This is a genomic window from Myceligenerans cantabricum (genome assembly GCF_054777735.1).
This window is the reverse complement of sequence record NZ_BAAHAJ010000011.1, coordinates 13,316-26,694: the sequence shown is the minus strand read 5'-3', so window position 1 is coordinate 26,694 and position 13,379 is coordinate 13,316. Positions and strand designations below refer to the sequence as shown.

Genomic DNA, 13,379 nt, shown 5'->3' with positions numbered 1-13,379 from the left:
GAGACCGGTGGGCGCGGAGCGGGCCCGGGCCCGCTCCGTGCCCACCGTGCGTCAGGTCAGGAGTGGGTGACCTGCAGCTTGTAGATGCTCACCTGACCGTAGTTGGAACTGCTGCACGGCGAGGAGTTGCCGCAGTTCGCCTGGGTGTAGCCGCCGGCCTTGAAGTAGTTGCCGGAGCTGGTGTGGGCGATCGTCGTCTGCAGGACTCCGTTGTAGTAGACCTTGATCTGTCCGCCGCTGACGACGAACTTGCCCTCGAACACCGTGTTGAGCTGGTAGTCGCTGGTGATCAGCTTGTGGTGGGTGTCGTTGCCCTTGGTGACGTAGAGGCTGGTGCCTTCCAGCCGGAACACCGTGACGTCGTCGTCGCCGTCGTGGATCTGCGCGCCGACGACGTGCGGCTTGTCCTCGGGAAGGTGGTTGAAAGCCTCCCGGAAGACCATCGTGTGGGTGCCGGAGGTCGCGGACCACGACGCCTGTTCCGTGCCGCCGTCAGCCATCTCGCGGAGCTCGGACCTCGGGTAGCCGGAGCCCGACGTCGTCACCCCGTTCACTGCCGCCCGGAACTGGACTCCCGTGCACCTGGCGTTGACCTGGAACCAGGGCGCCACCGAGAACGTCTCGAGGTCGGGCTGCTTGATCTCGGTGGGCGAGCTGGACGAACCGGTCGGCAGCGTGACCTTCCAGTTCTCCAGGTCCAGCTGCTGGGCCGGGTAGTCGCAGGGCGGGGCGGCCGCGGCGCTGCTGCCCATCGTGAGCGTGCCGCCCACGAGCATGGCCGTGGCCAGCATCGCGGCGGCGAGTCCGCGCTTGTGGTGAAGTCTCATCGTCGTGCGGTTCCTCTCAGGTTGTTGTCCCTGGATTCGGCGTCGTCCGTGGTGAGCCGCCGTTCGTCCGAGGCGCGCCAGGAGGCGCGCCGGACGGCCGGGCGGAGTGGTGCTGGTACGGAGTGATCTCACCTGCGACGACCACGCAGTACAGGAGCCGTGAGTCTGATGCTCCCTTCGTCATCGGAGAGGCACTGAGGCTCCATCGCTAGTGCATCGATGCACCAACGATGGAGCCAAGTTAGCGGTGGAGTGAGTGCTGTGTCAACGAAGTTCGGGCAGGAGTGTCGAACTTGAGCCGATTTGACTGGTGATCCTCCGCGAGCGGATGGCGCTCACTACCAGGAGATCATGGTTTATCGTTGTACCAATCAGGGTTCCGTGCGTCGCCAATCGGCACACCGCCGACATCGGCTGCACGGGCCACGCGGCCAGTGGCCGCTGTGGCCGACCGCTGTGTCGCGAGGCGGTCCTGGGCGGGCCGCGAAGCCTCCGGCGGGTTCGCTGGGGGGCGACGGGGAGCGGTCGAATCATAGATCGTGATCGATTTGCCGTACTGGCTTCGCCGCCGGTTCATCCTGAGTTCACATAGATGCCGTTCTATCAATGCTGTCCGACAGGCATATGGGCGGGATCCGTCCCGCCTCCCAGTAGACGGGATCACTCACGTGTTCAAGTTCCCCAAGCGCTCCGCTGCCCTCGCGGGTGCCGTGGGCCTCATGTTCCCTCTCGCCGCGTGCGGCGGCTCCGAAGCCTCTGGTGGCGAAGCCACCGAAGGTGGCGGCGAGCTGTCCGGCTCCGTCGTCATCGATGGATCGTCGACCGTCGCCCCCCTGACCGAGGTCGCGGCCGAGCTCTTCATGGCCGAGCACCCGGGCGTCCAGGTCTCCGTCGGCGTCTCCGGTACCGGCGGCGGCTTCGAGAAGTTCTGCAACCAGGAGACGGACATCTCCGAGGCGTCCCGCACGATCAAGGACGAGGAGGCGGCGGTCTGCGACGGGGCCGGTGTCTCCTACGCGGAACTGGGTGTCGCCAACGACGGTCTTGCCGTGGCGGTCAATCCCGAGAACGACTGGGCCGAGTGCCTCACCGTCGACGAGGTCTCGTCCATGTGGCGCCCGGACGAGCCGGTCACCAACTGGTCCGACGTCCGCGACGGCTTCCCCGACGAGGAGATCACCCTCTACGGCCCGGGTACCGACTCCGGGACGTTCGGCTACTTCACCGAGGAGATCAACGGTGAGGACGGCGCGATCACGCCCGACTACAACGACATCGGCGAGGACGACAACGCCGCGGTCCAGGGTGTGGCTGGTACCACAGGCGCCACGGGTTACATCCCGCTCTCGTTCGTGAACGAGGCGGGCGACTCCATCGAGGCGATCGAGATCGAGAACGAGGCCGGCGAGTGCGTGGCCCCGTCGGAGGAGACCGTCATGGACGGTTCCTACAACCCGCTGGGCCGCCAACTCTACCTCTACCCCTCGGACGCCGGGCTGGAGAAGCCCGAGGTCGTCGCCTTCGTCGAGTTCTACATCGAGAACCAGTCGGAGATCGCAGGGACGGCCGGGTTCATCCCGCTGAACCCGGACCAGGAGCAGGTCGCCACCGACGCCCTCGCTGAGCTGACCATGTGATGCGTGCCTGAGGCGCACCCGCAAGCGGGTGCGCCTCAGGCTGTACCCGCTGAAAGGCAGGAACTACTCGATATGGCTTCCTCAACGGCCGACCACCCTGCTGGACTGTCGCTCGAGCCGCAGAGCCGGCGCATCGGTGAGAGGGCGATCGTGGCGTGGCTGTTCCTGGCCGCGCTCGCCGCAGTTCTGATCACCGTCGGTATCGTCGTCGCCCTCTTGGAGCCGGCGGCCGAGTTCTTCAGGTTCGTCTCGGTCACCGAGTTCTTCTCGACCGCCCGGTGGACGCCGACGCAGGCTGATCCCGAGTTCGGGGTGCTGCGCCTCCTGGCCGGTACCGGCGCGGCGGTGCTCTACTCATGCGTCATCGCCCTGCCCGCCGGGCTGGGCGCCGCGATCTACATGAACGAGTACGCGAGCTTCCGGGCGCGCCAGGTGCTCAAGCCGCTGCTGGAGGTGCTGGAGGGAATCCCCACCGTCGTCTACGGCTTCTTCGCCGTGGCCTTCGTCGCCCCGCTGCTGAAGGACAACTGGTGGACCTGGCTGCCGGGACAGCTCGGCGAGGAGCCGGGCACGCAGTTCATCCTGGCGGCCGGGCTGGTGCTCGGCATCATGATCATCCCCACCGTCGCCTCGGTGTCGCAGGACGCCATGGCCGCCATCCCGCGTGGCCTGCGTGAGGCGGCCTACGGGTTGGGCAGCACTCGGATGCAGGTGGCGACCCGCGTGGTCGTCCCCGGCGCGCTGTCCGGGATCGTCGCCTCTTTCGTGCTCGGGCTGTCCCGCGCGATCGGCGAGACGATCGTCGTGCTCCTGGCCGCCGGAGCCATCGCGAACCTGTCGATCTGGCCCAACGACGGCGCGTTCACCATGACGGCCTTCATCGGCCGTACCTCCACCGGCGAGATCGCCTACGGCACGACCACGTACTACTCGATCTTCGCCGTCGGTGCCCTGCTGTTCGTGATCACCCTGATCGTCAATCTGATCAGCATCGCCCTGGTCCGGAAGTTCCGAGAGGTCTACGAATGAGCCGCCAGTCAGTACGCACCCGGACCGCGGTCCGAGAGGTGCGGGACACTTCGATCCGCCTGGAGAAGCGAGGGGTCGACGTCCCCGGTGAACTGTTCCGGGCCGTCCTGCTGCTGTGCATCGTGCTGGGCGTCGCCATGCTCGTGACGCTGCTCGCCTACGTCACGTGGCGCGGGTGGCCGCGGCTGGACCTGCACCTGTTCACGCAGATGCCGTCGACCATCAACCTGGACACGGCAGGGTTCCTCCCCGCGATCGTCGGCACGGTGTGGATCATGGTCGGCGTGCTGGTCACCGTGGTCCCTCTGGGGGTGAGCGCAGCGCTGTACCTGGAGGAGTACGCGGACAACGACCGGTGGTGGAACCGGGCCATCGAGGTCGTCATCCAGAACCTCGCCGCGGTCCCGTCAATCGTCTTCGGCATCCTGGGACTGGCTTTCGTCGTGCGATCGCCTCTGGCGCTCGGACCGGTGGCGTTCGCAGGTTCGCTCACGCTCACCATGCTGGTCCTGCCCACCGTGATCATCGCGGCGCGCGAGGCGATCCGTGCCGTGCCCAGCACGCTGCGTCAGGCGTCGATCGGGCTGGGCGCCACGAAATGGCAGACCGTGTGGCACCAGGTGCTTCCCACCTCCGTCCCCGGGATCCTCACGGGGACCATCCTGGCGATGTCCCGAGCGATCGGCGAGACGGCTCCGCTGCTCCTGGTGGGGGCGACGACCTTCGTGCAGTTCCTCCCGAACGGGCCGTTCGACGGCCGCTACACGGCCATTCCTGTCCAGATCTTCCAGTGGGTCGTTCGTCCGCAGGAAGAGTTTCGTGTCCTCGCCGCCGCCGGCTGCCTCGTCCTGGTCGCGCTGCTGCTCCTGATGAACTCCGTCGCCATCTGGCTCCGGGCGCGATTCTCGCCTGAATCGTGAACCGGACTCCCGAAAGAGGTTGCCTCCCATGACCGACCAGACCGAAACCGACCAGAGCGAGCCAGGCCTGACCCGGACCGCCCAGCCCCGTGCCGGCCAGGACGCCCGCCACGGTGCGGTGCCCGAGACGCAGCTCGCTACCCGGGACGCGAGCATGGTGGACGTTCCGCCCGAGCCGGTGTTCGTCACCGACAAGCTCAACGTGCACTACGGCAGCTTCCACGCTGTGACCGACGTCGACCTGTCGTTCGGGAAGAACGAGATCACTGCCCTGATCGGCCCGTCGGGATGCGGAAAATCAACGGTGCTGCGGTGCCTGAACCGGATGAACGACCTGATCCCGACCGCGCGGGTGACCGGCACCGTGAGTTATCACGGTCTGGACATCTACGGTGACCGGGTCGACCCGATCGAGGTACGCCGCCGGATCGGCATGGTCTTCCAGAAGCCGAACCCGTTCCCCAAGTCGATCTACGACAACGTCGCCTACGGCCCCCGGGTCACCGGCATGAAGGTCGAGAGCATGGACGACCTCGTCGAGCAGGCCCTGACCGGCGCGGCGCTGTGGGACGAGGTCAAGGACAAGCTCAAGCAGAACGCCAACGGCCTGTCCGGCGGCCAGCAGCAGCGCCTGTGCATCGCCCGCGCCATCGCCACCATGCCCGACGTCGTCCTCATGGACGAGCCGTGCTCCGCCCTGGACCCCATCGCCACACTGAAGATCGAAGAACTGATGGCGGAGCTCAGGAACCGCTACACGATCATCATCGTGACCCACAACATGCAGCAAGCGGCACGGGTCTCGGACCGCACGGCCTTCTTCAGCGTCCAGCAGAAGAGCGAGACCGGCGACCGAACCGGCGCCCTGGTCGAGTTCGACCGGACCACGAAGATCTTCGAGAGCCCGACCGACCGGCGCACCGAGGACTACATCTCGGGCCGGTTCGGCTGACAGGAAGACACATGGTCGCGATCATGCCGGAGCGTGCGCCCGCCGTTCCGCGTCACCGGAATCAACTTGCTGAAGGGGTCGTCGTGCTGGTCGATCCAGACCTGCGCGACGAAGGGGGCCTCACTGCCCGGCTCCGTGAGCGGGGTATCGGTCTGCACGTCTACGCGGACGTGCTGCGAGCACTCACACGCCTGGACGCGGGAAGCATGAACGTGCTGGTGCTGTCGGCCGCGCTCGGTACGGATCTGCTCGTCACGGTCGTCGGCGCGGCTCGCGCCGAGCTCGACATCCCTGTTGTCGTGGCCCACGCGGCGGGGGAGACGGACACGATCGGCCCCGCGATCGTCGCCGGCGCACGTCCGCTCCTGACGCGGCCCTATACGGCCGACGCGGTCGCGGCAGCGTTCCACGAGGTCCGCCCCGCCCCTCTGCCCCCACCGGTCGTGCGTGTGGGCGCGCTGTGCCTCGATGCCGCAACCCTGGACGTGCACCTTCACGGGCACGGCATCGACCTGAGCGTGCTCGAGTTCGTCCTGCTGCACGGACTTGCGGTGCGGGCCGACCATGTGGTGCCGCGCGACCTCCTCAGGCGTGCGGTGGCGCCGGATTCCGCAGATCCCGAGGCCGTCCTGATCGCCGCGGTCTCCCGGTTGCGTCGCAAGCTCGAGTCGTACGGGATCGCGGGAGCCGTGCACACCGTACGAGGTGTGGGATACCGGCTGGACTCGGCCGTGGTCGCGGGGGCGGCCGAGTTCTCCTCGAAAACATAGACGTACAACTATGAGATTTCGGACGGCGAAATCGCGTCGAGGAGCCCACGGACGCGTTCCGTGATCTCGTCCACGATGCGCCGCACCTTCGCGGGCGGCTGCCCGGCGGGGTCGTCGAGCGGCCAGTCCAGGTAGCGCCGTCCGGGCAGAACCGGGCAGGCGTCGCCGCACCCCATCGTCACGACCACGCTGGAAGCACGCACCACCTCGTCCGTCAGTGGTCGTGGCAGCTCGGCGAGTCCGCCCAGGCCACGACGGTCGAGCTCGGCCCGTACACCCCGGTCCAGCGGGCCGGAGGGTGCGGTACCCGCAGTGCGGACACGCACGCGGCCGCCCGCCATCGAGCGCAGCACGGCGCCTGCGATCTGGGATCGTCCGGCGTTGTGCGTGCAGACGAAGAGCACGTCGGGTTGCGTGGCGAGGCTGGACGGCGCCCCGATGTCATGGCGCACACCGTCGGCGTACGGGGTGGCGAGCGCAGTGAGGCGGTCGGCCGAGAAGCGGGCCGTGAGCGCGGGCAGGAACTGCTGGACGGAAGCGCGGGACGCAAGGAGGGTGTAGCTCTCCGTGACGAAGCGTCTCACCGTCTCGCGCCCGAACGCGTCGGCGAATCGGTCGGTGAGCTCGTCGATGATCCTGTCGAGCAGATGTTGGTGGTCGGCCGGTTCCGTCACGGGGGCGCCCGTACGGGGCGGCGTTCCGATCGCCGCCCCGCCGAACCGTACGATCGCGTCCGGCGTGGGCCGGTATCCAGGTGCATCAGGGCTGCCGATACGTGCCAGGAGCCAGACATCGGCCATCGCCTCGAGATGCTCGACGACGGCCTCCACCGAGCCGGCGGGTCCGGCGAGCTGTTTCGCCGTCGGCTGTCCGGCGGGGTCGGTGAGGGCGAGCGCGAACAGGCGCAGGCGGTCGGGATCGGCCATCGTCGCAGTCTGGGCGGCGAGCAGGTCGAGGTCGGTCACACGCGCTCCTCGGCAGTGGGCGCGATCATGTCGTACCCGGATGGTCATGAGCAACGACGCCTGTCATGGCGCTGGTCAACGCAGCAGGTCGGCGATGGCGTCCAGACGGTCCGGCACGATCGCATACCAGACCTCGCGTCCCACCGGGTCGCGAGACAGGACACCAGCCTCGTTCATGACCTTGAGGTGGTGGGACACGGTGGGCTGCCGCAGCCCCAGCACGCGCGTCAGGTCGGCTACCCGTGCGCGTCCTTCCTCGCTGTGGTGGATGAGCGAGAGGAGCTGCAGCCGTGTGGGGTCCGAGACCACGCGCAGCAGGGCCGCCGTCCCCTCGGCCTGTTCCCGGCTCAGCGCGGACCGGAGCGCCGGCTGGACGCCACGGGCCGGTTCCGGGCTCGGGGGCGTGGCCCGGGCGGCAGGGTTGCTCACCCGCCGAGAATACCGTGCGATGCATCATCATCTATCGGTTGTCCGGCGCGAGACCGGGTGCCGCACGCGCACGCCTGGCCCTATCCGCGCGTCGCGGCGTGCGACTGGTAGTTCTGGTTGCCGCCGGACAGGTTGGCCACGTCGGTGAACCCCAGGTTGCGCAGCACGTTCTGCCCGGCGTTCCCGGTGACTCCCTTGTTGCAGTACGTGACGGTCGGCAGCGTGGGGTCCAGCTCGGTGGCGCGTGTGCGCAGCTCGGCCAGCGGGATGTGCACAGAATCGGGGACTGCCGACTTTGCCCGGTCCTTGGCCGAGCGAACGTCCACGACCTGGATCTTCTCCCTGCTGTGGCGGCGGCGGTCCAGCTCGGCGGGAGTGATCAGCGGTGCCTGGCCGTGGATCGCGTTCGTGAGGGCCATCCCCGTGTAGTGCACCGGGTCCTTGGTGGTGGCGTAGGTGGGGGAGTAGGCCAGGTCGAGGTGGAACAGGTCGGCGACGTCGGCGTGGAACGTGATGGCGGTGGCCAGGATGTCGATGCGCTTGTCGGCTCCCGACGCCCCGATCGCCTGTGCGCCCAGCAGCCGCCCCGAGGCGCGGTCCGCGACAGCCTTGATCGTGAGCGGGCGGCCGCCCAGGTACTCGGGGCGGTCGGGCTTGATGTTGTGCAGCACCTCGACGTCGTACCCGGCGGCCCGGGCCTGCTGTTCGGTCAGGCCCGTCTGGGCGACGCCCAGGTCGAACACCCGCACCACCGACGTGCCCAGGATGCCACGATGCTCCAGCGGCCCGCCGGTCATGGCGTCGCCGGCGATCCGGCCGGTCTTGTTCGCCGTCGACCCCAGCGGCACCCAGACCGGATCGCCCGTGACGACGTGGAACGACTCCGCGACGTCACCGACTGCCCAGACGTGCTCCACGCTGGTGCGCTGCCGCCGGTCGACGGCGACCGCGCCCGTGGGCCCGGTCTCGGCACCGGCCTGCAGCGCGAGCTCAGTGGCGGGGCGCACGCCGACCGAGGCGATCACCAGGTCGGCGGGCACATGATCGACGGGGCCGACGGTGCCGGATTCCCGCAGGTCCGCGCCGGTCACGCCGTCCCGGCCGGAGTGGATACCCGTCACCGTCGTCGACCGCCGCAGGCCGACGCCGTGCGCGTGCAGCTCGGCGTCCACGTGGGCTGACATGTCAGGGTCCATCCGGGGCATCGCATGGTCGAGCGCCTCGACCACGGTCACCTCCAGGCCGCGGGAGGTGAGCTGCTCGGCCATCTCCAGTCCGATGTACCCGGCTCCTATGATCAGGGCGCGGCGTGCACCCCGGTCCGTGATCCATGCGTCGATCGCTCGCGCGTCGGACGGGGTGCGAACCGGGAAGACGCCCGGCGCGTCGATGCCGGGGATGGTCGGGACGACGGGGCGGACGCCCGTGGCGAGCACGAGCTCGTCGTAGTCGTCCTCGAAGGTGTGGCCTGTCGCCAGGTCGCGCACCGTCACGGTGCGGGCCCCGGCGTCGACGGCGACCACCTCGTGCCCGGTACGCACGTCGACGCCGTAACGCGCCGCGAACCACGCCGGGTCCCGCGGGGTGAGCTGGTCGATCCGCTCCACCTCGCCGCCCACGAAGTACGGCAGCCCGCAGCCCGAGTAGGAGATGTCGTGGTCGCGCTCGTACACCGTGATCCGGGCCGACTCGGTGTTCCGGCGAGCCTTCGCGGCCGCCGAGGTCCCGGCCGCGACCGAACCGACGACGACGACCCGCAGCTCTCGCACCCCGTCCGTGGGCTTCTCGGTCTTTGCCAGGCTCCGCTGTATCGACATAACTCTATATTGACAGTTTTCGATACAGGGTGCAACGGCGCCGAACCTGCCCTGGGTGCGACGGGTCGGACGGAGGCCCGGACGGAGACGGTGAGGTGCGGACCGTCAGCGCAGCGTCGGACCGTCCACGTCGACCGGCCCGGGCGCGACGGAGTGCTCGATCTGCAGGTTGAGGGTGCTGCGTGACGTCGGAATCACGGCGAGCTGCGCTTCGGCGCCGCCGGCGTCGATGGCGCGCACGTGGAGGTGTCCGTCCTTGAGGCGCATCGCGAACTGGTCGGATCCGGCGACGAAGCGCACCTCGCTGTCGTCGTCGATCACCGTGGGGCCCGAGGGCAAGGTCTTCGGCATGGGTACAGCATGCCTGGCGGCGGCGTGGACCATCGAATCGCCGCCCGGCCGGGCGGCGGCCTTCCGGGGGTGCGGCGACCACGCCGGAAGGGCCGCCCGAGGCTCCCTCAGGGTCGCGTGGTGGCGGTGGCGTCGAGCCGGCGCTCCAGGAAGTCCCCGATCAGCCCGGCGACGTCGTCGACGGCGCTCTCCAGCAGGAAGTGGCCGCCGTCGAGCAGGTGGATCTCTGCGTCGTGGGCGTCCTGGGCGAACGCCTCCGCGCCTGCGGGGCCGAAGATCTCGTCGTGGCGGCCCCAGACCGCGAGGACCGGTACGCGGCTGTCCCGCAGGTACTGGTGCAGGCGCGGGTACAGCGGCGGGTTGGTGGCGTAGTCGCCGAACAGCGCGAGCTGGACCTCGTCGTTGCCCGGCCGGGACACCAGTGCGAGGTCGTGGCCCCAGGTGTCCGGGCTGACCAGCGTCTCGTCCGGCACGCCGTGCAGGTACTGCCAGCGGATGGCCTCCAGGGTCAGTGCCCCGCGGACCGCCGCTTCCGTCTCCGGCGTCTGCTCCTGCCAGTACGCGCGGACGGGGCGCCAGAACTCCTCGACGAAACCGGCCTCGTACCCGTTGCCGCTCTGGGTGACGATCGCGGTGACGGAGTCCGGGTCGCGCAGCGCCAGCCGCCAGCCGACGGGGGCGCCGTAGTCCTGGACGTAGACGGCGAACCGCGTGACGCCGAGCTCGGCGAGCAGTCCTTGGGTGAGGTCGGTGAGGGCGTCGAACGTGTAGCCGAACTCGTGGGCGGAGGGGGCGTCGGACAGGCCGAACCCGAGATGGTCCGGGGCGATCACGCGGTAGCGGCCGGCGAGCCGGGGGATCAGTTCACGGAACATGAACGAGCTGGTCGGGAATCCGTGAAGCAGCAGGAGGACGGGTGCGTCGGCCGGTCCGGCCTCCCGGTAGAAGAGCCGGTGGTCCCCGACGGTGGCGTAGCGGTGATGGACGGCGTTCACATCTAACTCCTTTGATGGGTTGTAGTGGTTAGAACCGAACCAGGTCCTCGTGTAACCTGTCAAGTGACGTTTGGAGGTTAGTGTGGTGGACGAGGCGGCCGACGAGACGTTCCTGCTCGACCTGCTCAACAGCACCCCCGTCGTGGACGGCGCCCAGCAGGACGACCTGACGCCCGCGTGGCTGCGCGCCCGCGGCGGCACGGGCTCGGGTGCGGAGCTGAGGGCCACGAGGGAGGCGCGCGACGTCCTGCAGGCACTCGTGCGCGAGGAGGCCCCGCTCGACGCGTTGGCGCCGCTGCTCGAGGGCGTCCGCCGACGGCCCGTCGTCACGGACGAGGGCATCGGGTGGACGGTCGAGGTGAGCGACGCGCGGCGCGCGGCGGTCCGCGCCGTGCTGGCCTGGGACGCGGTGCGGCGAGGCAGCCCCGGCAGGCTGCGCCCGTGCGCCAACGACGAGTGCGCCCGGTTCCTCATCGACCACAGCAAGCCGAACCGGGCGCGGTGGTGCTCCATGGCCGTGTGCGGCAACCGGATGAAGGCGCGCCGCCACTACGAGCGCACGCGGGGCGGGGCCTGACGGCGCCCGGTCCGCACGACGACGTCGTCGTGCGGACCGGGCGGTGCCGCCTTCCCCGTCCCGGCGGCCTCGTGGCCGCGGCGTTCCCGGGAGCGGTCAGGCGGTGCCGTCGCCGTTCGGCTCGACCGTCTCGATCAGGACGTGCGCGGCGGCGGGCGGCAGGCACGGGACGCCGACGGCGAGCACGCCCAGCAGGCTCCGGGTACCTGCCCGCACCAGCCGCGCCACGATGGGGACGCTCGCGATGTCACCTCGACGGGGATGTCCACGATGGGGTTCTCGTACTTGGAGGTCCGCGCGCTCAGCGTGACGGTCCAGCGTCCGGGCGTCGTGAGGTCGAGGGGCGCCTCGTACCTGCCCGGCCCGCAACGGTTTGATCGCGCCCAGGCAGGACTCGCGACCGCCCGCTCGCGGCCGACCGGCCGTACCCGCCGCCGGAGCCGGCCGCAGCACCCCGGAGGCCTGGGCGCTGCGGCTGCTCAGGCGAGCATCGAGTCAGGTCAGAGTGCGATGCGCACGGTCTTGGACTGCGTGTACGCGTCGAGGACCTCGAGACCGCCTTCGCGGCCGATACCCGACTGCTTGTACCCGCCGAACGGCAACGCCCCCGTGCTCATCTCCGCCCAGGTGTTCACCCAGACGGTACCGGCCTCGATCGAGGCGACCATGCGGTGAGCGGTGGTGAGACTGGTCGTCCAGACCGCGGCAGCGAGGCCGTACTCGGTGTCGTTCGCCTTGGTGACCGCGTCGTCGATGTCGGTGAAGGTGGTGATGACGCCGACCGGCCCGAAGATCTCCTCGCGCACGACCCGCATGTCAGGTGTCACGTCGTCGATCAGCGTCGGGGTGAAGAAATAGCCGTGGTCGCCGAACCGTGTACCGCCGATCGCGATCGTCGCGCCTTCTTCGAGGGCGGTGTCCACGTAGGAGCTCACCCGGTCGAGCTGGGCGCTGGTCGACAGCGCCCCGACGACCGTGCCCGGTGTGAACGGGTCCCCGGGGGTGAAGATGGTGGTCATGGCGTGCTGCAGCAGGGGAAGGAACTGGTCGTAGACGTCTTCCTGCACGAAGATTCGCGACCCTGCGACGCACGCCTGGCCGGCGTTGCCGAGAAATCCCGCCGCCGCGCCACGCGCCGCCGGCCGGAGGGCTGCGTCGGCAAACACGATCGTCGGCGACTTGCCTCCGAGCTCCAGCGTCACCCGCGTGAGGTTCCGTGTCGCAGCGGCCTGCACGTGCTTGCCAGTGGTGGTCGAGCCCGTGAACGCGATCTTGGCGACCCCCGGATGCGTGACGAGTGCCTCGCCCGCCTCGGGCCCCAGCCCCGTGACGACGTTCACGACCCCCGCGGGCAGGTCGGTCTGTTCCAGCAGCTCCGCAAGTCGCAGCGTGCTCAGCGAGGCGGTCTCGGCGGGCTTGAGCACGACGGTGTTGCCTGCTGCGAGAGCCGGGGCGAGCTTGCCGGGGAGCTGGCCCATGGGGCCGTTCCATCCCCAGATGATGCCGACGACGCCGAGGGGCTCCTTGCGGGTGTACGCCACACGGTCCTCGCCGAGCGGAACACTGGTTCCAAAGATCTTGGTGGGCCAGCCTGCGTAGTAGCGGAAGGTCTCACTGGCATCCGTGAGCATGGCTCCGGTCAGCGTCCGAGGGGCACCCATGTTCGCCGAGTCGATCGACGCGAGCTCGTCAGCATTCTGCTCGATGACATCGGCGATCTGGTTCAGGATTCGGCCGCGGGAGTCCGGCGAGAGCCTCGACCATGCGGGGTCGGCGAAGGCAGCGCGCGCAGCGGCGACCGCGGCGTCGATGTCGGCGGCTCCGCCACGGGGTACACGGGCCAGTGGCAGCTCGGTGGCCGGATCGGTGTTCGGCAGCGTCTGGCCGGAGACCGCAGCTGTGCGCTTTCCCCCGATCGGCAGGAGGTGCTCGTCAGCCTGCACGAACGCGGGGAGGTTCGCGCGTTCCCGCTCGGCGACGGGCGGGATGGAGGCGGGTGGGGTGTGCATGACAGTCTCCTTGCTGGTGCTCAGCCGAGCGCCGTGCGATGATTCAAGCGGGACCATGTTCCATATGACTATATGGAACACTGTCCCGTTTATCAACCGTC

General features: G+C 69.2%; 14 protein-coding genes. 6 read left to right on the top strand and 8 right to left on the bottom strand.

The window, feature by feature from the left end:
• Positions 1-56: 56 nt before the first annotated feature.
• Positions 57-827 carry a polysaccharide lyase family 7 protein gene (locus ACYU96_RS14725; RefSeq protein ID WP_460754938.1) on the bottom strand — a complete coding sequence of 257 codons (771 nt, stop codon included), beginning with the start codon at positions 825-827 and terminating at the stop codon, positions 57-59.
• Between the two features lie 668 nt (positions 828-1,495).
• Between ACYU96_RS14725 and ACYU96_RS14720 the strand changes: the two genes are divergently transcribed.
• The 5 genes from ACYU96_RS14720 to ACYU96_RS14700 all read left to right on the top strand — a co-directional run bounded on the left by ACYU96_RS14720 (position 1,496) and on the right by ACYU96_RS14700 (position 6,135).
• Positions 1,496-2,464 carry a PstS family phosphate ABC transporter substrate-binding protein gene (locus tag ACYU96_RS14720; RefSeq protein ID WP_460754935.1) on the top strand — a complete coding sequence of 323 codons (969 nt, stop codon included), beginning with the start codon at positions 1,496-1,498 and terminating at the stop codon, positions 2,462-2,464.
• Positions 2,465-2,536: 72 nt separating this feature from the next.
• Positions 2,537-3,493 carry a phosphate ABC transporter permease subunit PstC gene (pstC, locus tag ACYU96_RS14715; protein ID WP_460754932.1) on the top strand — a complete coding sequence of 319 codons (957 nt, stop codon included), beginning with the start codon at positions 2,537-2,539 and terminating at the stop codon, positions 3,491-3,493.
• Positions 3,490-4,413 (top strand): phosphate ABC transporter permease PstA, encoded by a 924-nt coding sequence (pstA, locus tag ACYU96_RS14710; protein WP_460754929.1) that lies wholly within the window; start codon positions 3,490-3,492, stop codon positions 4,411-4,413. The genes pstC and pstA overlap by 4 nt, the downstream gene beginning before the upstream one ends.
• 154 nt (positions 4,414-4,567) lie before the next feature.
• Positions 4,568-5,365: a phosphate ABC transporter ATP-binding protein PstB gene (gene pstB / locus ACYU96_RS14705; protein WP_460755870.1), complete on the top strand. Its 798-nt coding sequence runs from the start codon at positions 4,568-4,570 to the stop codon at positions 5,363-5,365.
• Between the two features lie 83 nt (positions 5,366-5,448).
• Positions 5,449-6,135, top strand: coding sequence for a winged helix-turn-helix domain-containing protein (locus tag ACYU96_RS14700; RefSeq protein ID WP_460754925.1), 687 nt, complete (start codon positions 5,449-5,451; stop codon positions 6,133-6,135).
• 8 nt (positions 6,136-6,143) lie between these two features.
• Here the strand turns inward: ACYU96_RS14700 and ACYU96_RS14695 are convergent, their stop codons facing one another.
• The 5 genes from ACYU96_RS14695 to ACYU96_RS14675 all read right to left on the bottom strand — a co-directional run bounded on the left by ACYU96_RS14695 (position 6,144) and on the right by ACYU96_RS14675 (position 10,692).
• Positions 6,144-7,100: an arsenate-mycothiol transferase ArsC gene (locus tag ACYU96_RS14695; protein ID WP_460754922.1), complete on the bottom strand. Its 957-nt coding sequence runs from the start codon at positions 7,098-7,100 to the stop codon at positions 6,144-6,146.
• 75 nt (positions 7,101-7,175) lie between these two features.
• Positions 7,176-7,529, bottom strand: a complete 354-nt coding sequence (locus tag ACYU96_RS14690) for an ArsR/SmtB family transcription factor (protein WP_460754919.1) — start codon at positions 7,527-7,529, stop codon at positions 7,176-7,178.
• An 80-nt stretch (positions 7,530-7,609) separates the two neighbouring features.
• On the bottom strand, positions 7,610-9,346 hold the full coding sequence (locus ACYU96_RS14685; protein ID WP_460754916.1) for an FAD-dependent oxidoreductase: 1,737 nt from the start codon (positions 9,344-9,346) through the stop codon (positions 7,610-7,612).
• Positions 9,347-9,451: 105 nt separating this feature from the next.
• A complete protein-coding gene (locus ACYU96_RS14680) occupies positions 9,452-9,697 on the bottom strand; it encodes a hypothetical protein (RefSeq protein WP_460754913.1) in 246 nt (81 codons plus the stop codon).
• A 107-nt stretch (positions 9,698-9,804) separates the two neighbouring features.
• Positions 9,805-10,692 carry an alpha/beta fold hydrolase gene (locus ACYU96_RS14675; protein WP_460754910.1) on the bottom strand — a complete coding sequence of 296 codons (888 nt, stop codon included), beginning with the start codon at positions 10,690-10,692 and terminating at the stop codon, positions 9,805-9,807.
• 85 nt (positions 10,693-10,777) lie between these two features.
• Between ACYU96_RS14675 and ACYU96_RS14670 the strand changes: the two genes are divergently transcribed.
• Positions 10,778-11,269: a CGNR zinc finger domain-containing protein gene (locus tag ACYU96_RS14670; protein WP_460754907.1), complete on the top strand. Its 492-nt coding sequence runs from the start codon at positions 10,778-10,780 to the stop codon at positions 11,267-11,269.
• 96 nt (positions 11,270-11,365) lie between these two features.
• Here ACYU96_RS14670 and ACYU96_RS14665 read toward each other — a convergent pair whose 3' ends face one another.
• Positions 11,366-11,497: a hypothetical protein gene (locus ACYU96_RS14665; RefSeq protein WP_460754904.1), complete on the bottom strand. Its 132-nt coding sequence runs from the start codon at positions 11,495-11,497 to the stop codon at positions 11,366-11,368.
• A gap of 272 nt (positions 11,498-11,769) precedes the next feature.
• The gene (locus ACYU96_RS14660; protein WP_460754901.1) at positions 11,770-13,278 is read right to left on the bottom strand and encodes an aldehyde dehydrogenase family protein; all 1,509 of its coding nucleotides are present in this window, start codon (positions 13,276-13,278) and stop codon (positions 11,770-11,772) included.
• Positions 13,279-13,379 lie beyond the last annotated feature (101 nt).

Coding starts and splice junctions, on each gene's coding strand:
- ACYU96_RS14660 (WP_460754901.1), bottom strand. CDS start 13,278: ATGCACACCCCACCCGCCTCCATCCCGCCCGTCGCCGAGCGGGAACGC.
- ACYU96_RS14685 (WP_460754916.1), bottom strand. CDS start 9,346: ATGTCGATACAGCGGAGCCTGGCAAAGACCGAGAAGCCCACGGACGGG.
- pstC (WP_460754932.1), top strand. CDS start 2,537: ATGGCTTCCTCAACGGCCGACCACCCTGCTGGACTGTCGCTCGAGCCG.
- pstA (WP_460754929.1), top strand. CDS start 3,490: ATGAGCCGCCAGTCAGTACGCACCCGGACCGCGGTCCGAGAGGTGCGG.
- ACYU96_RS14680 (WP_460754913.1), bottom strand. CDS start 9,697: ATGCCGAAGACCTTGCCCTCGGGCCCCACGGTGATCGACGACGACAGC.
- ACYU96_RS14725 (WP_460754938.1), bottom strand. CDS start 827: ATGAGACTTCACCACAAGCGCGGACTCGCCGCCGCGATGCTGGCCACG.
- pstB (WP_460755870.1), top strand. CDS start 4,568: ATGGTGGACGTTCCGCCCGAGCCGGTGTTCGTCACCGACAAGCTCAAC.